The following is an 18,483-nucleotide window of genomic DNA, read 5'->3' on the forward strand; positions in this document are numbered from 1 at the left end:
CGACAAACCCAACCCCATGCTGCGCGTTCTCCTCGTCACCGATACCGACAAGCCGATAGGCGATCTGCGCGACGCCCTCGCACGCCTTGGCTATGAGATGCTGGCCGGCACGGCGACGCCGCAAGCGCTGCATAGCGTGGTTCAGAGCGAACGGCCGGACGTTATCATCATCGATACGGAATCGCCGTCGCGCGACACGCTCGAACAGCTCGCGGTCATGAACGCCACCGCGCCACGTCCGGTGTTGATGTTCAGTCACGATGCGAACCAGCAATTGATCCGCGACGCGGTCGGTGCGGGCGTCACGGCCTACCTCGTCGAAGGTCTTGCCACGGAACGGCTCGCGCCGATTCTCGAAGTTGCGCTCGCACGGTTTGCGCAGGAGTCACAATTACGCGAACGCCTCGCGCAGGTCGAGAACGAACTCACCGAACGTAAGCTGATCGATCGCGCCAAGCGCCTGCTGATGGATCAACAGAAGATCACCGAACACGCCGCGTACGCCACCCTGCGCAAGCGCGCAATGAACCAGGGCGTCAAACTCGCCGAAGTCGCGCGTGCCGTCATCGCGTCGGCAGAATCGCTCAAATGAAGCGCCGCTTATGAACTCTCCCGCCTCCTTCTCCCCAACGTCCACGCCTGCGCCGCTCGAGAAAACCCATCTGCGGCTCGGTTTCGTCGCACTGTCCGATGCCGCGCCGCTCGTCGCCGCGAAGCTGCTCGAATTCGGCCACGCCCATGGATTGACGCTGGAGTTGTGCCGCCAGCCGTCATGGGCCGCCGTGCGCGACAAACTGCTGTCGGGCGATCTCGATGCGGCGCATGTGCTCTACGGTCTCGTCTATGGCGTACAACTCGGCCTCGGTGGTCCGCAAACGGATATGGCCGTGCTGATGGTGCTCAATCGCAACGGCCAGGCGATCACGCTGTCAAATCGTCTCGCCGACGCGTTGGCCGAACACGGCAGCTTGCCCAAGGCGTTGGCGACGCTCGGCCGCAAGCCGGTGTTCGCGCAGACCTTCCCCACCGGCACGCACGCGATGTGGCTGTCCTACTGGCTGGCGTCGCAAGGCGTGCATCCGCTGCGCGATATCGAAAGCGTCGTGATTCCGCCGCCGCAAATGGTCGCCGCGCTCTCCGAAGACGAACTCGATGGCCTGTGCGTCGGCGAGCCGTGGAATGCGATGGCTGAGGCGAACGGCGTCGGCAGAACGGTCGCTTATACAAGCGAGGTGTGGCCCGATCATCCCGAGAAAGTGCTGGCATGCCGGCGCGATTTTGTCGGCGCGAATCCGAATACCGCGCGAGCCCTCGTACAGACGATGCTCGAAGCGTGCCGCTGGCTTGACGGCGCGGGGCATCGCGAGGAGATTGCACGCTGGCTCGCGCGGCCCGAATTCATCGGTATCGACGAAGGCTTGATCGCGGCGCGGTTCGGCAATGAAATCGCTGCCTCGGCGCCGCGCGGCCTGCCCGTGCGGTTCTTCGATAACGGCGCGGTGAACTACCCGCGCGCCGCCGAGGGTGCCTGGTTCCTCACGCAGTTCGAACGCTGGGGCATGATCGACGCACGCGCGGATTACGCGGAAATCGCGGCGCGAATCAATCAGACGCAGTTGTATCGCGAGGCGGCCGCACGCGTCGGCGTAGCAGTGCCGGGCGACGAGCGTTCTCAAGTGCTAATCGACGGTAAGGTGTGGGGTAGCGACACGGCGTCTTCAACTGATGCGCGGCGTCGTTAAAAAAATCGCCAGCGCGACAACTGCATCAACTGCGTGCGGCCGATATATCGATTGATCGATTCGATCAGCGGCGCGACCCCACGCTCAAGCACCCTGACGTAGGTGCGCATGGCTTCGAGCTGATTCACAGTACTCAACCTCCATTCGTAATGCGAATTATCTGACATCGCTTGTGTTGCTGCGATAGCGAGGCCTGAACGGAAGGACTTTTGGTCTACCGGCTGCGATCAGCCGCTGAGTACGACGTCGTGTGAAAAAATCGGGAAGTGAGGAAAATCAGATTATCGCCGCTGGATAAACGGATGGTAACGATATGACAGGAGAATTAAAGGCTGCCAGGCCCGATATGAAGTATCGAAAGAGAGGCACTGTTTCCATAAAATGCCCGTGCGGTATAACATCTCCGGACGTATAGTCGAACATCAACCATGTCACGTATATCCGCGCACCTCTTGATGGCGAGGCAACGCTTCACGAGTGCCTGCGGCGGCTGCAACAGCAAATGTGCTTCAGTCATCCGGACGAAAAATTGACGCGCGCCTAAGGCAAGTAATCACGGTGGTGATCACGAAAGCGGAAAACATTCGCTCCATTCCCGAAATCACTAACGGTTTATCCCTATTCAATCCGATGCCCAAAGACATCCCAGAATCGCAAGCCGTTTGTAATGACATCACGCGTAGCGCGATCTTCATTGTCGCGGCCGTCGCGGCTGGCCAGGACCCCGCTGAACAGGTGCGCGCGTGGTGCGGGGACGTTGCCGCCCTGGTGCGCTCGGTCGGCAAGCGCGTCCCGTCCGCCAACCTGTCGTGCGTTGTCGGCTTCGGCTCCGAGGTGTGGGACACGCTGTTCGGCGCCCCGCGCCCGGCGTGCCTGCACCCGTTTCGCGAATTCGGCGAAGGCGTACGCCGCGCCGTGAGCACGCCGGGGGATATCCTGCTGCACATCCGCGCGGACCAGATGGATCTCTGCTTCGAACTCGCCACGCAGCTGACAGGACGGCTCGGCGATGCGGTCTCGGTGGTCGACGAAGTGCACGGTTTTCGCAACTTCGATCTGCGCAGCATGGTGGGCTTCGTCGACGGCACCGAGAATCCGGCCGGTCGCAAGGCCGTCGCTTCCACCCTCATCGGCAGCGAAGATCCGGAGTTCGAGGCCGGCAGTTATGTGATCGTGCAGAAGTACCTGCACGACATGACCGGCTGGAACGCGCTGTCCGTCGAGACTCAGGAGCGCATTATCGGTCGCACGAAATTGTCCGATATCGAGCTCGACGCAGCGGTCAAGCCGTCGTGTTCGCACAGCTCGCTCACAACGATCACCGAGAACGGCGAGGAAGTGAAAATCCTCCGCGACAACATGCCGTTCGGCCGCCCCGGCATGGGCGAGTTCGGCACCTACTTCATCGGTTATGCCCGTTCGCCCGAGCCTATCGAGCTGATGATGGAAAACATGTTCGTCGGGCGGCCGCCGGGCAACTACGACCGGCTGCTCGATTTCAGCCGTGCGGTCACGGGCGGCCTCTTCTTCGTCCCGTCGGCCACCTTGCTCGATGCGCTCGCAGATCGCGATCCGCAAGCGGCTGCCGCAGCTGTCGAGCAGCAGGCCGAACCGTCTTCGTCCGCCGAGCCGCGCCACGACGGCTCGCTGAATATTGGCTCTCTCAAGGGAATCTCTCAACATGAATAACCTGCATCGCGAGCTTGCCCCAATCTCCCGCGCCGCCTGGTCGCAGATCGAAGACGAAGTGGCTCGCACGTTCAAGCGCAGCGTCGCGGGCCGTCGTGTAGTTGACGTCAAGGGTCCTGGCGGAACTGAGCTGTCCGGCGTCGGCACAGGGCACCAGATTGCGATCACCGCGCCGCAGCAAGGCGTCGTGGCAAAACTGTCCGAGGTAAAGAGCCTCGTCGAGTTGACCGTGCCGTTCGAACTGCAACGCGAAGCCATCGACAGCGTCTTGCGCGGCGCGAAAGATGCCGACTGGCAGCCCGCAAAGGATGCGGCAAAGCAGCTCGCCTATGCCGAAGATCGCGCGATCTTCGATGGATACGAGGCCGCAGGCATAGGCGGCCTTCGCGAAGGCTCGTCGAATCCGCCGCTCGCGCTGCCGGCCGACATCGCCGATTATCCGAACACGATTAGCAACGCGCTCGAACAGCTGCGGCTTGCCGGCGTCGACGGGCCCTACTCCGTGCTGCTCGGCGCCGATACGTACACGGCGCTCGGCGAGGCACGCGACCAGGGTTATCCGGTTCTCGAGCACATCAAGCGGATCGTGAATGGCGACATCATCTGGGCGCCCGCGCTCGCGGGCGGCAGTGTGGTATCCATGCGCGGCGGCGACTTCGAGTTACACCTTGGCGAAGAACTGTCGATCGGTTATGTGAGCCATACCGACGCGGTGGTGCGCCTCTATCTGCGCGAGACGCTGACCTTCCTGATGCTGACGAGCGAAGCATCGGTGTCGTTGACGCAAGCAGAATGAGCGCGGGTTCAAGCTTGCAACGACGGTTTTAGAAGTGCTGACACATCTTCGTCGGGAAGCACGTCAATGCGACTTGTCACTTCGCCGCAGTCGACATGCACTCTTTCCAGGATTTCCGACGTGCACTTTCTTAACATCGTCACCATCATCCGCACCCGTGGAGGCACCGGACGTTGCGCCTGGATCCGCGAGACTGCTGACAGCCGCCATGAAAACCAGCTGGGGAATAATCGACTGCAACACGGAACCGTTCCAGACAAACAGCAGCCGGAACCAGTTTTGCCCTGGCCTCACAATCATGGTGTGCTCTTGTAATGGTCTAACTGCGCCGTCACCTTCAGTGGTAGCCGGCGTCCCCTTCCCGCACCTTGCCCCGGAATACGCGGTACTGCATGAAGTTGTAGACGAGGATGACCGGCAGCACGATCACCGTGCCAACCAGCGTAAACAGCTGGCTCGAGTGACTCGACGAAGCCTGCCAGATCGTCAGGGACGGCGGAACGATGTTCGGCCAGATGCTGATCAGCAAGCCGCTGTAGCCCAGAAAACACAGCGCGAGTGTGAGAAGGAAGGGGGTCGCTTCGTGCTTCAGCCGAAGCGAACGGAAGACGCCCCACACACAGGCGATAACCAGAATCGGCACCGGCAGGAACCAGCCGAGATTGCCGCTTCCGAACCAGCGATGCGCAACCGCCGCCAATCCGATCACGGTCCAGAGACTCACAATGATCATCGCCCCGAGCAGGACGCTCACGAGCGGCCGCATCACCTCGCGCAACTTGCGCTGCAATTCGCCATCCGTCTTGAGGATGAGCCAGCCGCAGCCGAGCGTCGCATACGTGACGAGCACGCCGATTCCGCAGAACAGGCTGAACGGCGAGAGCCAGTCGAACGGGTCGCCGGCGAAACGGCCATCGACGATCCTGATGCCTTGCAGCAGCGACCCCAGCACGATGCCCTGGCAGAGCCCTGCTAGCGCGGAGCCGCCAATGAAGGCGAGGTCCCAGGCGTGCTGAGTCCTGACGGCCTTTGCACGCAGTTCGAAGGCCGCCCCGCGGAAGATCAGGCCCACGACCATCAGGATCAGCGGGAGATAGTTCGCCGGCAGCAGCGTCGAATACACCGCGGGGAACGCCCCGTAAAGCCCGGCGCCACCGAGCACGAGGAACGTCTCGTTACCGTCCCAGACCGGCGCGATGGTATTGAGCATCACTTGCCGATCGCCCTTCTCCTCGAAAAACGGAAACAGCAGGCCGATGCCGAGATCGAAGCCGTCCAGCATCACGTAGATGAAAACGCCGAGTCCGATGATCGCGGCCCACACAACAGGAAGATCGATTTGCATGGTGTCACTCCCCTTCCAGTGCGTCCAACGGGCGATTGCGCAGGACCGGATGCCGGCGGGATTCGCGGCGCTCGACGTGCTCCTCTGGCCCGCGCTTCATCATCTTCATCATGTAATAGAAACCCATGCCGAACACCAGGAAGTACACCAGCACAAAGATCAGCAAGGAAACGCCGACTTGTTGGGAGCTGACCGGCGAGACGGAGTCCGCGGTGCGCAGGACACCGTAGACCGTCCATGGTTGACGGCCGACCTCTGTCGTTATCCACCCCGCCAATAGCGCCACGATTCCAGAAGGACCCATGCACAGGACGAAACCCTGATACCAGCGCGTCTCGTAGAGGCGGCCACGCAGTCTGAGCAGCAGACCAAGCAGCGCCGTCAACAGCATCAGCATGCCGAGACCCGCCATGACCCGGAAGGTCCAGAACACGATCGGCGAATACGGACGGTCCTCCGGCGGAAATTCTTTCAGGCCGCGAATCTCGCCATCCCAACTGTGGGTCAGGATCAGGCTGCCGAGATGCGGTATCTGAATCGCGTATCGCGTCACTTCCGCACTCATGTCGGGCAGGCCGACCAGATTGAGTGCGGTGCCACCTTTCTCGGTTTCCCATAGCCCTTCGATGGCAGCGATCTTGGCCGGCTGATATTCGCGCGTGTTGAGTCCGTGCGCATCGCCAACGAAAATCTGTATCGGCGTCAGGAAAAGCAGGATCCACAGCGCCATCGAAAAACTACGCTTGACGGGTTTGTCGCGCCGGCCTTGCAACAGATGCCACGCGCCACAAGCAGCAACGATGAAGCCCGCGACGATGAACGCAGCAATGGTCATATGCGCGAGGCGAAACGGAAACGACGGGTTGAAAATCACTTTCATCCAGTCGACCGGCACGATCCGGCCATTCTCAATGGCAAATCCCTGCGGCGTCTGCATGAAGCTATTCGACGCGAGAATCCAGAACGTGGAAATGAGCGTGCCCACCGCCACCATGAGCGTTGCGAAAAAGTGCGCGCGTGGACTGACGCGTTGCCAGCCGAACAGCATGACGCCGAGAAAACCGGCCTCGAGAAAGAACGCCGTCAGCACTTCATAGGTCAGGAGCGGCCCCGTGATGTTGCCGGCAACGCTGGAAAATCCACTCCAGTTGGTGCCGAACTCGTAGGCCATCACCACACCCGAGACCACCCCCATTCCGAAGCCGACTGCAAAGATCTTCGACCAGAACAGAAACATGTCTTTGTAGGCGACGTCGCCGGTCAGCAACCAGCGCCACTCCAGCACCGCGAGGAAACTGGCCATGCCGATGCTGATGGCGGGAAAGATAATATGAAACGAAACCGTAAACGCAAACTGCAACCTGGCAAGGTGGAATGCATCGAAAATTTCCATGATGGATCAAGCGCTCCAGGTGATAACGTCATTTGCGTAAAGGCGGACGCCAATCCTGCAAGTCGACCAACCGTACGCGCACGTCCGGTCGATCGCCCCGTCAAGCCTGCATCACGTCAAGCCTCTGCCGAACTCATAACATGAACAGGAACAGACTTGTACGAAGGCGTGCCGCTCTCCTTGTCTATGAAGTCGAGTGGCACCAGCACGTTGGCTTCCGGGTAATAGGCCGCCACCGAACCCGCATTGAACGCCTCGAATCCCGGCACCGTTTGTTCGATCAGGTCCCGAATCCCGTCGTAGTCGGCCACCAGGTCCGACCATGCCACCTTGCTGTTCGGCAACGTTGCCCTCGCCATTCCGGCGACGATCGCCGGTTCGGATAGCAAGTGTTCGGACGCGGGCGTCAGTTTGCCCGACGAAGCGTGGACCATCGACATGGAATCCTCGACCGTAATGGATTGCCGCCCAGTCGCCTGGATATCCAGTTCCGTGCGCCCCACAACCGGCAGCACGTACGTTTCTTTTGCCACTAGCAGGTGCGAACGATTGAGCTTGGTACCGAGGTGGACGCTCAGATCGAGCTTGCCCATTGCCGGAAAGGACTGCTCGGAATCGGGTAACGCAACCGCGAAGTTTCCGCCCAGGCAAATCAGGGCCTTGGCCGTGCCGGCGATCATTGCCTGCATCGCCTGGACGGCATCGTGTCCGTGCGCCGCGGGCGGCTTGAAGCCGAATACATCTTCAATCTGCTTGAGGAAGGTGGCGGACGGTTTTTCGGTGAGGCCGACCGTGCGGTTCCCCTCCACGTTGGAATGTCCACGCAAAGGACAGATGCCTGCGCCGGGTTTGCCGATGTTGCCGCGCAATAACAACAGGTCGGCAATCAGACGGACATTGGCGGTCCCTTTGTTATGCTGGGTAATGCCCATTCCGTAGGTGACAATCGTCGCATTCGATTTCGCGTAGGCAAGGGCAACCTCGTCGAGATCTTCGCGAGTGAGTCCGCTTGCCTTTTCGATATCGTCCCACGACGTCGCTTCCAGATCGGCCGCAAACGCGTCGAAGCCCTGGGTATGCGTCGCGATAAACTCGTGGTCGAGGACGGTGTTGCCCTGCTCCGCGTCCATCTGCAGCAGCGCTTTCATGATGCCCTTGAGGGCCGCCGCATCTCCACCGGCGTCGAGCTGAAAATAGGTCGAGGCGATTCGGGTCGAAGCGAAGGTCGCCATTTCGAAGACGCTCTGCGGATCGGCGAAACGCTCAAGCGCACGCTCGCGCAGCGGATTGAACACGATAATCGGCACGTTGCGCCGCGAGCATTCGTGGAGTGTCCCCATCATGCGCGGGTGATTCGTCCCGGGATTGTGGCCGATCGAGAGGATGAGTTCGGTCTTGTCGAAATCATCCAGCGATACCGTGCCCTTGCCGATCCCGATCGACTGGGGCAAGCCAACGCTGGTCGGCTCGTGGCACATGTTCGAGCAATCGGGGAAATTGTTCGTGCCATACTCGCGTGCGAACAATTGAAAGAGGTAGGCGGCCTCGTTCGACGCCCGGCCCGAGGTATAGAACTCGGCCTGATCGGGCGAGGGCAAGCCGCGCAGCACTTCACCGATACGAGCGAATGCATCCTCCCATTCGACCGCCCGGAACTTGTCCGTCGCGCGGTCGTAGACGAGAGGATGCGTCAGCCGGCCGAGATCCTCCAGTTCGTAATCCGTTCGTTGCAGCAGCGAAGACACCGTGTTGTTTTCGAAAAACTCCGGCGTCACCCGTTTGGTCGTTGCCTCCCATGTGACCGCTTTGGCACCGTTTTCGCAGAACTGGAACGTCGACTTGTGCTCCTTGTCCGGCCACGCGCAACCCGGACAATCGAAGCCGTCAGACTGATTGGTCCGCATCAACGTAATCGGCGCCTCGATACTTTCCATTTGTGTCCGGACGGCTTGAGCTGTCGCTCGAAGCGCACCCCTCCCTCCAGCGGGGTCATCGTATGGCCGGGTCCCTGGAACATCGCGTCGCGTGGTCATATGAGACTCCGTGGACGGCCTCAGGAGACCTGGAGGCAGTTTTGCTTGGGGTTACGCCATGTCACGGCGTAAGGCCTGGATAGGGTCATGACGTAGTGGCTTCTCCCAGCGGGTTGCGCACCTCATTGCTTCGAAGCGTCACTTTCAGGGGGGTCGGTGCTGGCGGCCGCTTCGGACGGCTTCTTCTTCGCGCGTCCGTTCCCCGTCTTCCCGGTGGCAGTCGCCTTAGGAGCAGGAGGCGCCTCGTTCTTATTGAACTTCACTTCGCCGCTGCCCTTGTCATAACTGACGTCGACGCTGTCGCCCGATGCCAAAGCGCCGCCGAGAATCTCCTTGGCGAGCCGTGTTTCCAGTTCCTTGCGAATCTGGCGCTTCAACTCGCGTGCACCGAACTCCGGCCGATAACCGGCATCGGCGAGGTGATCAATAACCGATTCGTCAATCTTGAGCGTAATGTCCTGCGCGGCGGCGGTGCGCACCACCCGTTCGAGCTGGATCTGCACGATCGAGCGGATGTTGTCGCGCGAGAGCCCGTGGAAGACGATGATCTCGTCGATCCGGTTCAGGAATTCGGGACGGAAGTGACCTTTGAGCACCCCCATCAACTCCTCGCGAATCGCCTTCTCGGCCACGCGATCTGCCTCGGGTTTTTCGAGGTTGCCCATGATGATCGATGCGCCGAGATTGCTCGTCGCAATGATGATCGTGTTGCTGAAGTCCACCACGCGGCCCTTGCCGTCGGTCAGCCGCCCGTCGTCGAACACCTGCAGCAGCACGTTGTTCACGTCGGGGTGGGCCTTCTCGATCTCATCAAGCAGGATCACGCTGTACGGGCGCCGCCGGACGCGCTCGGTCAGTTGTCCGCCCTCGTCATAACCGACGTAGCCCGGAGGCGCGCCGATCAGCCGTGCGACTGCGTGACGCTCCATATACTCGGACATGTCGATGCGAATGACCGCCTGCTCGTCGCCGAACACCGTTTCTGCCAGCGCCTTCGCGAGTTCGGTCTTGCCGACACCGGTGGGTCCGAGGAACAGGAACGTCGCGATAGGCCGGTTCGCCTGGCCGAGTCCCGCACGTGACAGGCGCACGGCGTCGCTTACGGCAATCACCGCGTCGTCCTGGCCGACCACGCGCTCGCGCAGCTTCTTCTCCATGTCCAGAAGCTTCTGGCGCTCTTCCTGCGTGAGCTCCGTGACCGGAATGCCGGTGAGACGCGACACCACTTCGGCGATCGAGGCGACCGTCACTTCGAGCGTTTCCGAGCCGGTCTTGCGCTGCCATGCCTCCATCTGCTCGTCGAGTTTCTCCTGCTTCTCGCCAATACGTTGCTCAAAAGCTTTCGCCTCATCGAAGCGCTTGCGCGAGGACGCATAATCCTGCTCGCGCTTGAGCTGGGCGGTCTCGGCTTCGAGCTCCTGGATGGCCGCCGGACGCGAGGTTGCGCCGATGCGCACGCGTGCCGCCGCCTGGTCAATCAGGTCGATGGCTTTATCGGGCAAAAAGCGCTGCGTAATGTAGCGATCGGAAAGCTCGGCTGCGGCAACGAACGCATCGTCCGCAAAGGTTACCTGGTGGTGCGCCTCGAGCTTGTCGCGAAGGCCACGCAGGATGACGATGGTCTGCTCCACGGTAGGTTCCGGCACCAATACCGGTTGGAAGCGCCGCTCGAGCGCAGCATCTTTTTCGATGTACTTCTGATATTCGTTGAGTGTCGTGGCGCCGATCAGACTGAGCTCGCCGCGTGCCAGCGCGGGCTTGAGCACATTCGCGATGTCGAGGCCCCCTTCTCCCCCACCTTGCCCCGCACCCACGATCGTGTGCAGTTCGTCGATGAACAGTATCAGTTCGTCCCGCTTCGCCGTCACCTCATCGATCAGCTGCTTCGCACGCTCCTCGAATTCGCCGCGGTATTTCGCGCCCGCCACCATCGAGTTGATGTTGACCTCGACGAGCCGCTTGCCGCGTAGCACTTCTGGCACGTCGCCGTTGATGATGCGCTGCGCCAGACCTTCGACGATTGCCGTCTTGCCGACACCCGGCTCGCCGATCAGCACGGGATTGTTCTTCTTGCGCCGTGCGAGCACCTCGATCGTGCTCTCGATTTCCTGCGCACGGCCGAGCACGGGGTCGAGCTGGCCCTGACGCGCCATGGCTGTGAGATCGCGCCCAAACTTGTCAAGCGTGGGTGTGCCGGTTGGCGTGTCGACGCGGCCGTCCTCCGCGCCCTTGCCCATGACTTTCACGACCTTCTGCCGCAACGCCTCCGGCGTCACGCCGTATTTCTTCAGCAGCGTGCCCGCGATACTGTCCGGCACGGCCGCAAGCCCGATGAGCAGATGCTCCGGGCCGACGTAGGAGTGGCCCAGATCGCGCGACGCCTGGAACGCATATTGGAACGCCTTTTTCAAACGCGGCGAGACGGTCATCTTCTCGATCGGCGCGTCGGGGTCTCCTGTTCCCGTTTGCGCATGCTGATCGATATATCCCTTAATGTCTTGCGGCGAGAGCTTGAGCTCCTTCAGGAGCGCGGCACACACGTCGGTGTCCGCGAGTACGTAGAGCAGATGCTCGGTGTCGAGTTCGTTGCGGCGAAGCTCGTGTGCCTTCTCCGCGGCACGCTGCAGCAATTCGAGTGTCTGTTCACTGAAAGCGTCGGTTGCATCGACCGATTCGCGCGGCACCTCAGCGGCGAATCCAGCGTCGTCGTCTTCGTGCTCCGATCCATCCTCCAGGCCGCCGAAGAAGCGCGACAGGCCACCGCCCCCCAGCAGTGAATCGAACGGGTTGAGCATGCTTTGGTGCCGCATCAATTGACGGTAGTCGTAGTCGCAGATCGACATGGATTTCCGCTCGCCGTTTTGCACCACGGTCACACGGGCAACAGCGGGGCGAGCATTACAGATTTCGCAGAGGGCTGGCATCGTAGAGTCACCTTTTCGGTTAAAGCATCCGGCTATTTCAAAAGGTTATCGAATGCATTGATGTGATTGCGAATACTCCAGGCAATGACCGAAGAATTTCGATAGGGATGGCTCATCGTGCGCGGAGTATGCGTCGGCGCACAGCAGCACAAGTATGATTAGCATAGCGAAACCCCGAATCCGCCCTTGGATTCTATGAGTCGCGCATGAATAAGGGAATATTGGTTTTTCCGATGATAGGCATTGGCGGCTTCTGCCCAAGGCGTTTATGCCAGCAAATCTGATTCCGGGCGCAGGGTGAGAGCCGCCAGGAAAACTTCAAGACCACATCAGCCCTTTACCTACATCACAGAAGGGTCGGAATCCGTCATTTTCCGGCCTCGCGGCGACTCTGCTCTTCGACGGTGAAGATCGCTTCCGGGACTGATTCGAGCCGCGCTTTCGGTATCGGCTCACCACTCGCATCATGCGAGAGGCGGCAGCATCAACTATCGTCAACGTTGTCCGCGTAATGGTCGATAGCGACCTTGCACTCGTCCACCACGACCTGAAGGAAAGCCGGCTCATTTCTTTCAACCCACCGCTCCACACGAAGAAAGCGTGCCGTTCCGAGATCGGCGATGCGCTCCGGGTCCGCGGCCGTGACATCGACTGTGGCGATCCCCCGGTAGCCTTGCAGAGATGAGATCGTTGCGGAGATCAGAAACCGTCGATATGCAAATTCATTGTGTGCCATGAAACCTCCCGCCACCAGATGATCTGGAGCCTCGCGATTCCTTTGTACTCGGAGTCTATGAGCAAGTCATGACCCTGTGAACATGGGTTTTTCCGATGCTGGATATTGGTGAAATACGTCTATCGGTTTGCCCTTCCGCCTCGATATCTGTGTGTCGGCGCGCAGGAATTGCGGCATGATGGCGCTTGGGAGAAGCGCGCACGCCGGATTGCGGGCAAATATCGATCATGAACGCGACAAAGGAGAAAACGATGCCAGCACGCACTGTTTCTTACGGCGAGTTTGAGATCGCCGTGCGCCCCGAGCGCAACAAGCTCGGCGCCTGGATCGCAAGTGTGAGTGTGAGTCATGGTGCCCGAACAGTCGTCGACATTCGTCCTATGACCGTTCAACCCGAGTGGCTAACCGAAGAAGAAGCGACGAGAGACGGGGTCGAATGGGCACGCCGGTTCATCGATCATGAGTTCAACACGCCGCAGCCCCGCTCCTGGGTCGCCGAGCGCTCTCATGCGGAAACCTGGTTCCGTGATGCCGGGAAAGCGGGCAGCTCCGAAACCAGTGCTTGAGACCTGCGTGGACATGAACCGTGGCAAGGTCGAATTCACTGCGTGAATGCCATGTGACACCAAAGGCAGTTGATCAGTGGCGCCGTAGGCGCGCTTCAATTTCCCGGGATTTGAGCGTCGACAGATCTTCGCTAATTTGCTCGAATATGAGCCGGCGGGTAACCTCGCTGAGATCCGCTTTGACCATGCCGAGAAATTTTGGCTCGATAGCGAGTCTCAGACGATTGTAGAGTTGATGGAGCCGCCCTGCTTCCAGATATTCGGCGACGCGCTTTGCGAATTTCTCACGGTCCTTTTCCGTTAGCATCGTGCCGGAATATTCCGTGTTGATGAGACTTTCTTTTTCTTGCAAGTTGAGCGTCAGTCCTGGCGTCTGGAAAACACGCGCGCGACCTCCGTCAGCCACAACAAGCCACGTCATTTCGTTCATCATGCACCTCTAAGCAGGGAATTGTCTGCGTATACTGCATCCGCATTAACTGCTCGCCTTTATCCTTGCCAAAACCGCGACCACACGTTCCGTCAACAATTGACCCGCTTGCCGAACGGCTCTCACTCAAGATAGCAGTTCGGGCCCGCGACGCCCACAGTCGATTTACCGATTCATAGTATAGGTCTCAAAGTTTGCGCCGAAGGCTGCTGCGCGTATCCGCAGCGGCTTCCAGCTTGATCGGCGGATACGCATATCCCGTACCAAATTGAGTGCCAAACAGAGTACCAAACAGAGTGTCAGACCAGAGTACAGCGACTGCTGCCTGCGTCACGCCGCGCGCCTTGCGCGGTGGCGCGCAGTGCAGAGGCGCCCGGTGCGCTGGGATGACTTCTGGTCGTCATCGTTGCCGTACGCGATCTTCACCAGCTTGATCTTCGAATACCCGGGTTTCTTCAACTCTTCCTGCTACATGCCCGGCTCCCGAATTCCAAACCACCCATTCATGCGTGGTGCGCGACAACCATCCATGCGTGGTGCGCGACAACGGCTAACCTTTTTGTTGGTGACGACTGCTTGCTGCGATTCGCGCGACTACCGGCACCAAGCGAGGGCTGAGCACAGGAACTGAGCCAGCACGACTTTCAGCTCGAGCAACGATTGCATCAATCGTGACTCGTGCGACCGCGCGTTGTGCCCGCCTCGCGAAGTGCTTCAGACGGCGATCGCTGACCGGATGCCGCGCCCATACTAGCGCTGCGAACCAACCGATAACCGTCCATCCGAGCAGGATATTCACCATGGTCACCGCAAAAGCGTCTTTGCGTTCTCTGGCGTCCGCAATCATTGCCGGCGCCAGATAGAGCATCAGCGCACCCATGACAACAGCACCTTCGATAACCTTTAACATTTCGACACCTCGTTGCAGCCTCGGTCAGAAGACGACCTTCAGATTAGCGGCCTGCGTAGAAACGACCAACGGATTCGGCAGATTGACGGCTGCCAGATTCCGAAAATGATCCAGCTACGCCACCGTGCGCCACGAGTCGAGTGAGACGCGCGCCGCAGACAACAGTCAGTTTAAGCGGCGCCTATCTTTTTTCCATGCCAATAGGGTGAAATCACAATTGCTGCAGAATGAACAATGCGGACCCGCTACACCCATGGCGGGTTCGCGGGCACCCGTTACGCTCATTTGTCGATTCTAGTGAGCGTCTGAGGGCGCGTTCGCCATCGCGTCGACTAACTCCAACGATTTCGGCACCACCTCAGACGTATCGGACACTGGAGCTGGGCCAGCCTCATGGCGATGGACGTCGTGCGTAACGAAGCCAAGGTCATGGCTGGGAACGTCGAACCAGTTGGGATTACCGAACGAGCGGCGGATGTCCTCGAGCCCGCTCGCCCAATGTTCGCCCATGGTGTCGTTGCTGAACTCGTAGTCCTTGTAGTGACCTTCAAAAAACTTGTTCTTGTAGATGAGGTGCACGACATTGACCGCACCGCCGTCTGCTACTTGCTGTGCCTGCTGGACTAGCGGGTGGGTCCGCCGCACTTTCTCGGGAATGTGTTCAAGCAGTTCCTTGATCAGGCGAGCATGCTTCTGGCTCTGCGACACGAAGGCCGTGATGGCGCGGGTCCGGCTTGAGTATTGAATGTCCTTGGTCCGCTCGGCGATATCAAGGAAATCGCCAGGTAGCGTTCCTCCTGCGCTCCACAGGTCAACCTGAAAGACCAGCGTATCCTTGTGCTGGCATTCCTTAACGATTTCCGTAAGCGGCGTATTAGAGACCAGACCTCCGTCCCAGTAATACTCCCCGTCGATTTCCACCGCTGGAAAACCTGGCGGCAACGCGCCAGACGCCATAAAGTGCTCCGGCTCAAGACGAGTCTGTGTGTTGTCAAAGTACACCAGATTGCCCGTGCGAACATTGACCGCGCCGACCGAGACGCGAACGTCCCCATCGTTGATGCGGTCGAAATTGGCGTACTTGACGAGCGTCGCACGCAACGCCGTCGTATCGTAAAAGCTCACCTCGTTCGGCTGTTTCTTTGCCACGCCGGCGATGGGTACGGAAAAACGCGGTTCGAAAAAGCCCTTTTGACCTTCAGTCAAAGCGCGAGCAGCAGCCCACATGCTCGACCATTTGCGCCCAACGTCCGGAAACCCAAACGCTGCCGGGACCAAAGCGCCAACGTGGCCCAGCAAGTCCGCTGGTTGACAGATGGTGTTCCAGAAGCCGCGCAATGCTTCTACGCGGTCCTCTGGCGCATTGCCGGCGATGATGGCGGTGTTCAGGGCACCGATCGAGATGCCCGAAATCCAGCTGGGTTCAACACCCGCTTCTGCAAGCCCCTCGTAGACGCCGGCCTGATAGGAACCCAACGCGCCACCGCCCTGCAGGACCAAACCGATTTCGTCGTAGGAAGGTAGCTCAAGATGATTCGGTTGCTTTAATGTATTGCGTTGACTGTGGCGCATTGTCGGCTCCTTATTGCATAAACCAACCGTGGCTGACTACGATCGACTGCCCCGTCAGCGCCGCTGATTCAAACCCGGCCAGGAAGGCCACCGTTCTGGCAACGTCCTCTACGGTAGTAAATTCGCCGTCAACGGTTTCCTTCAGCATCACGTCCTTAACGACCTGAGCTTCCGAGATACCGAGCGCCTTCGCCTGTTCCGGAATCTGCTTGTCGACCAATGGAGTACGAACAAAGCCCGGACATACAACATTCGCTCTCACACCGCGCGAACCGCCTTCCTTCGCGACCACGCGCGCAAGACCCAGCAGACCGTGCTTGGCGGTGACGTAAGCCGACTTCAGCTTCGACGCTTCGTGTGAATGAACCGAGCCCATGTAGATGATCGAGCCACCCTTTCCGGATGCGTACATATGCTTGATAGCAGCCTTCGTGGTCAGAAATGCGCCATCCAGGTGAATGGCAAGCATCTTCTTCCAGTCGGAATAGGCGTAGTCTTCAATCGGGTTGACAATCTGAATGCCCGCGTTCGACACCAACACATCGATACCGCCAAGTTTGCCGACTGCTTCTTCGATACCTGCGTTGACCGCTTCTTCGCTTGTGACGTCCATCGACACCGCAAGTGCTTTCCCACCTGCAGCGACGATACTGTCCGCGACCTGCTGCGCGTTTGCCAGATTCAGGTCCGCAATGACGACGGCCGCACCGTCCGAAGCCAGTTTGCGTGCGCATTGTTCACCGATACCGCTTGCGGCGCCCGTCACGAGCGCGACTTTTCCTTGCAATGACATAAGTTTTTCCTTGCTGAATTATTGGTTCACGGCGAGCTTCAGTGCTTCCGCCGGGGCGAGGTAGTCATAAGCGACTTCGCCAATATCGAGAGTGAGATTTGCAATGACGTGTCTGGCGGACACTACCCTTTTGACAGGCAGGTCAGCGACCGGCGCCAACGCATGTGCGTGCAGATCGAGCGCAGCGGGGCCTTCCCATGCACCGAGCACAGAAACGTCGCGCAAGTAGAACCGTACGAGTTCGCAAATCCGCGGTGAGCCATCGACATGGGGGATGACCTTCAACAGGTAATTGGGCGTGTCCGCGAGTTTCTTGCGTTCAGATTCGATATCGAGCGCGCGGTACTTGTAGCCCATCGTGCCCGTAGCGATCCGTTGCGTCCCATAGTCGAGTGTGCCGAGCAACGTATCCTTTCCGTCAACGGATAAACGGGGTGAAGCGAGCTTTTTCGGAAAACCCCAAATCTCCCGGCCGCCAGCAATCGGACCTTCGTCATCGAGATACATTGCGTGCGTATAGCTGGCTTTCCGGCCGGCTTCATCCAGGACCGAAATGACTTGGCCACTCTCTGTGTAGTCGCCGAATCCGGATGAATCTGGCATCCGGATGAACTCGTAATGGACCAGGCCATTGTCGACCGTCAGTGGCTCCGGCACGACCGCGCGAAGCGCGTCGATGTCGGTCTCGTACGAAATGATGAAGTATTCGCGGTTGAGGAATCGAAATGGCGGACGCGGATAGGCCGGGTTGTGCACAGGCATTGCGAAGGCATTTTTGCGGATTTCATCGAGTGTCACAACAATTTCTCCGTTGAATAGCGAAGGCAGCATCGTAGTGGCAAGTCGCAGTGGCCTTCAATGACACGCACATGGCGGGCGATGATTGCGCGACTGGCGTGTCGGAGTTCAAGAGTCCATCCCGCTTGGGTTTGAGCCGCGTTTGAGAGTGCCTCGATGGCACATTATCCAACTTCGCAAAACACTGTTGCAGGATGGATTTTGGCGTTGAGGGAACCCACGCTTAAGATTCGAAGTCGCACACCGGCCACGCTAGCCCAACGAAACACCCCACGCGCGCACGAGCGCAAGCACAAGCACGAGCGCAAGCACAAGCACAAGCACAAGCGCAAGCGCAAGCGCAAGCGCAAGCACGAGCGCGAGCACGGCGACGCCGATCGGCGATTGTTGCGACAGCGGCATCGCTACCAGTGCGAATCCAATCATGCCGAAGCCGAGCAGCGGGCATGTAATCGTCGACATCGTGGAATTCGCGTTACGCAGCAGGAACGGCGTGATGTACGTGTACGAGGAGAAATGCGCGCCGAATACGAGCGCCACCAGAGGACGCGGCGCTATCGTCCGGCGAGGCAGTGCTCGCCGGCGGATTATCTTCCATTAACATAGTATGGTTTGCGGGTAACTAAACAACGGGTGGGATTGGAGCAGCTGCACCGGACTAATCAATTCACGGACAGCAAATCGTGAATAAAAAGGCAGGCGGTATTGGCCCGCTTATGATTGCGATCGGAAAAAACAGCGGGTGAAAACCTGAAC

At 59.5% G+C, this 18,483-nt stretch carries 17 protein-coding genes and 3 pseudogenes; 5 read left to right on the forward strand and 15 right to left on the reverse strand.

Annotated elements, in window-relative coordinates; translation table 11 throughout:
• The first annotated feature begins 16 nt into the window (after positions 1–16).
• Together P3T22_RS26610 and P3T22_RS26615 are read left to right on the forward strand one after the other, a co-directional pair.
• Positions 17–592, forward strand: a complete 576-nt coding sequence (locus P3T22_RS26610; protein ID WP_063499362.1) for an ANTAR domain-containing response regulator — start codon at positions 17–19, stop codon at positions 590–592.
• Positions 593–602: 10 nt separating this feature from the next.
• Positions 603–1,742, forward strand: coding sequence for a CmpA/NrtA family ABC transporter substrate-binding protein (locus P3T22_RS26615; RefSeq protein ID WP_429326581.1), 1,140 nt, complete (start codon positions 603–605; stop codon positions 1,740–1,742).
• Here P3T22_RS26615 and P3T22_RS26620 read toward each other — a convergent pair.
• Positions 1,669–1,819 (reverse strand): annotated as a pseudogene (locus P3T22_RS26620) (sensor histidine kinase); the annotation flags it as partial. The gene P3T22_RS26615 and the pseudogene P3T22_RS26620 overlap by 74 nt on opposite strands.
• 553 nt (positions 1,820–2,372) lie before the next feature.
• On the opposite strand from P3T22_RS26620, the gene P3T22_RS26625 reads away from it, so the two are divergent.
• Complete coding sequence (locus tag P3T22_RS26625; protein ID WP_429326596.1) at positions 2,373–3,431, forward strand: Dyp-type peroxidase; 1,059 nt, start codon at positions 2,373–2,375, stop codon at positions 3,429–3,431.
• Entirely contained in the window at positions 3,424–4,227 is an 804-nt protein-coding gene (locus tag P3T22_RS26630; RefSeq protein ID WP_063499364.1) for a family 1 encapsulin nanocompartment shell protein, read from the forward strand. Before P3T22_RS26625 ends, P3T22_RS26630 begins: the two co-directional genes overlap by 8 nt.
• A 186-nt stretch (positions 4,228–4,413) precedes the next feature.
• On the opposite strand, the pseudogene P3T22_RS26635 reads toward P3T22_RS26630, so the two are convergent.
• The 7 genes and pseudogenes from P3T22_RS26635 to P3T22_RS26665 form a co-directional block, all read right to left on the reverse strand.
• Positions 4,414–4,527: pseudogene (locus tag P3T22_RS26635) on the reverse strand (bestrophin family ion channel); the annotation flags it as partial.
• 37 nt (positions 4,528–4,564) lie between these two features.
• Positions 4,565–5,572, reverse strand: coding sequence for a cytochrome d ubiquinol oxidase subunit II (gene cydB, locus P3T22_RS26640; RefSeq protein ID WP_063499365.1), 1,008 nt, complete (start codon positions 5,570–5,572; stop codon positions 4,565–4,567).
• 4 nt (positions 5,573–5,576) lie between these two features.
• Positions 5,577–6,965: a cytochrome ubiquinol oxidase subunit I gene (locus P3T22_RS26645; RefSeq protein ID WP_429326582.1), complete on the reverse strand. Its 1,389-nt coding sequence runs from the start codon at positions 6,963–6,965 to the stop codon at positions 5,577–5,579.
• A gap of 116 nt (positions 6,966–7,081) precedes the next feature.
• Positions 7,082–8,998 (reverse strand): FdhF/YdeP family oxidoreductase, encoded by a 1,917-nt coding sequence (locus P3T22_RS26650; RefSeq protein ID WP_429326583.1) that lies wholly within the window; start codon positions 8,996–8,998, stop codon positions 7,082–7,084.
• Between the two features lie 122 nt (positions 8,999–9,120).
• Entirely contained in the window at positions 9,121–11,922 is a 2,802-nt protein-coding gene (locus P3T22_RS26655; protein ID WP_063499368.1) for an ATP-dependent Clp protease ATP-binding subunit, read from the reverse strand.
• 367 nt (positions 11,923–12,289) lie between these two features.
• Entirely contained in the window at positions 12,290–12,370 is an 81-nt protein-coding gene (locus tag P3T22_RS26660; protein ID WP_256390501.1) for a hypothetical protein, read from the reverse strand.
• 36 nt (positions 12,371–12,406) lie between these two features.
• Positions 12,407–12,658: a hypothetical protein gene (locus tag P3T22_RS26665; RefSeq protein ID WP_063499369.1), complete on the reverse strand. Its 252-nt coding sequence runs from the start codon at positions 12,656–12,658 to the stop codon at positions 12,407–12,409.
• Between the two features lie 251 nt (positions 12,659–12,909).
• On the opposite strand from P3T22_RS26665, the gene P3T22_RS26670 reads away from it, so the two are divergent.
• The gene (locus P3T22_RS26670) at positions 12,910–13,224 is read left to right on the forward strand and encodes a DUF6566 family protein (RefSeq protein ID WP_063499370.1); all 315 of its coding nucleotides are present in this window, start codon (positions 12,910–12,912) and stop codon (positions 13,222–13,224) included.
• 73 nt (positions 13,225–13,297) lie between these two features.
• On the opposite strand, the gene P3T22_RS26675 is transcribed toward P3T22_RS26670, so the two are convergent.
• The 7 genes and pseudogenes from P3T22_RS26675 to P3T22_RS26705 all read right to left on the reverse strand — a co-directional run bounded on the left by P3T22_RS26675 (position 13,298) and on the right by P3T22_RS26705 (position 18,267).
• Entirely contained in the window at positions 13,298–13,654 is a 357-nt protein-coding gene (locus P3T22_RS26675; protein WP_063500751.1) for a host attachment protein, read from the reverse strand.
• A gap of 357 nt (positions 13,655–14,011) precedes the next feature.
• Positions 14,012–14,122: pseudogene (locus P3T22_RS26680) on the reverse strand (rhamnose ABC transporter substrate-binding protein); the annotation flags it as partial.
• Positions 14,123–14,204: 82 nt separating this feature from the next.
• On the reverse strand, positions 14,205–14,564 hold the full coding sequence (locus tag P3T22_RS26685) for a superinfection immunity protein (RefSeq protein ID WP_063499371.1): 360 nt from the start codon (positions 14,562–14,564) through the stop codon (positions 14,205–14,207).
• Positions 14,565–14,858: 294 nt separating this feature from the next.
• Complete coding sequence (locus P3T22_RS26690; protein WP_063499372.1) at positions 14,859–16,136, reverse strand: DUF3734 domain-containing protein; 1,278 nt, start codon at positions 16,134–16,136, stop codon at positions 14,859–14,861.
• A gap of 10 nt (positions 16,137–16,146) precedes the next feature.
• On the reverse strand, positions 16,147–16,929 hold the full coding sequence (locus P3T22_RS26695) for a 3-hydroxybutyrate dehydrogenase (protein WP_063499373.1): 783 nt from the start codon (positions 16,927–16,929) through the stop codon (positions 16,147–16,149).
• Between the two features lie 18 nt (positions 16,930–16,947).
• A complete protein-coding gene (locus tag P3T22_RS26700) occupies positions 16,948–17,727 on the reverse strand; it encodes an acetoacetate decarboxylase (protein WP_429326584.1) in 780 nt (259 codons plus the stop codon).
• 252 nt (positions 17,728–17,979) lie between these two features.
• Complete coding sequence (locus P3T22_RS26705) at positions 17,980–18,267, reverse strand: hypothetical protein (protein ID WP_429326585.1); 288 nt, start codon at positions 18,265–18,267, stop codon at positions 17,980–17,982.
• Between the last annotated feature and the right edge of the window lie 216 nt (positions 18,268–18,483).

It is taken from the genome of Paraburkholderia sp. GAS348, from assembly GCF_050434205.1.
GTDB lineage: Bacteria > Pseudomonadota > Gammaproteobacteria > Burkholderiales > Burkholderiaceae > Paraburkholderia.

Coding starts and splice junctions, on each gene's coding strand:
- P3T22_RS26655 (WP_063499368.1), bottom strand. CDS start 11,922: ATGCCAGCCCTCTGCGAAATCTGTAATGCTCGCCCCGCTGTTGCCCGT.
- P3T22_RS26630 (WP_063499364.1), top strand. CDS start 3,424: ATGAATAACCTGCATCGCGAGCTTGCCCCAATCTCCCGCGCCGCCTGG.
- P3T22_RS26670 (WP_063499370.1), top strand. CDS start 12,910: ATGCCAGCACGCACTGTTTCTTACGGCGAGTTTGAGATCGCCGTGCGC.
- P3T22_RS26645 (WP_429326582.1), bottom strand. CDS start 6,965: ATGGAAATTTTCGATGCATTCCACCTTGCCAGGTTGCAGTTTGCGTTT.
- P3T22_RS26675 (WP_063500751.1), bottom strand. CDS start 13,654: ATGAACGAAATGACGTGGCTTGTTGTGGCTGACGGAGGTCGCGCGCGT.
- P3T22_RS26665 (WP_063499369.1), bottom strand. CDS start 12,658: ATGGCACACAATGAATTTGCATATCGACGGTTTCTGATCTCCGCAACG.
- P3T22_RS26625 (WP_429326596.1), top strand. CDS start 2,373: ATGCCCAAAGACATCCCAGAATCGCAAGCCGTTTGTAATGACATCACG.
- P3T22_RS26610 (WP_063499362.1), top strand. CDS start 17: ATGCTGCGCGTTCTCCTCGTCACCGATACCGACAAGCCGATAGGCGAT.
- P3T22_RS26615 (WP_429326581.1), top strand. CDS start 603: ATGAACTCTCCCGCCTCCTTCTCCCCAACGTCCACGCCTGCGCCGCTC.
- P3T22_RS26695 (WP_063499373.1), bottom strand. CDS start 16,929: ATGTCATTGCAAGGAAAAGTCGCGCTCGTGACGGGCGCCGCAAGCGGT.
- cydB (WP_063499365.1), bottom strand. CDS start 5,572: ATGCAAATCGATCTTCCTGTTGTGTGGGCCGCGATCATCGGACTCGGC.
- P3T22_RS26685 (WP_063499371.1), bottom strand. CDS start 14,564: ATGTTAAAGGTTATCGAAGGTGCTGTTGTCATGGGTGCGCTGATGCTC.
- P3T22_RS26650 (WP_429326583.1), bottom strand. CDS start 8,998: ATGACCACGCGACGCGATGTTCCAGGGACCCGGCCATACGATGACCCC.
- P3T22_RS26690 (WP_063499372.1), bottom strand. CDS start 16,136: ATGCGCCACAGTCAACGCAATACATTAAAGCAACCGAATCATCTTGAG.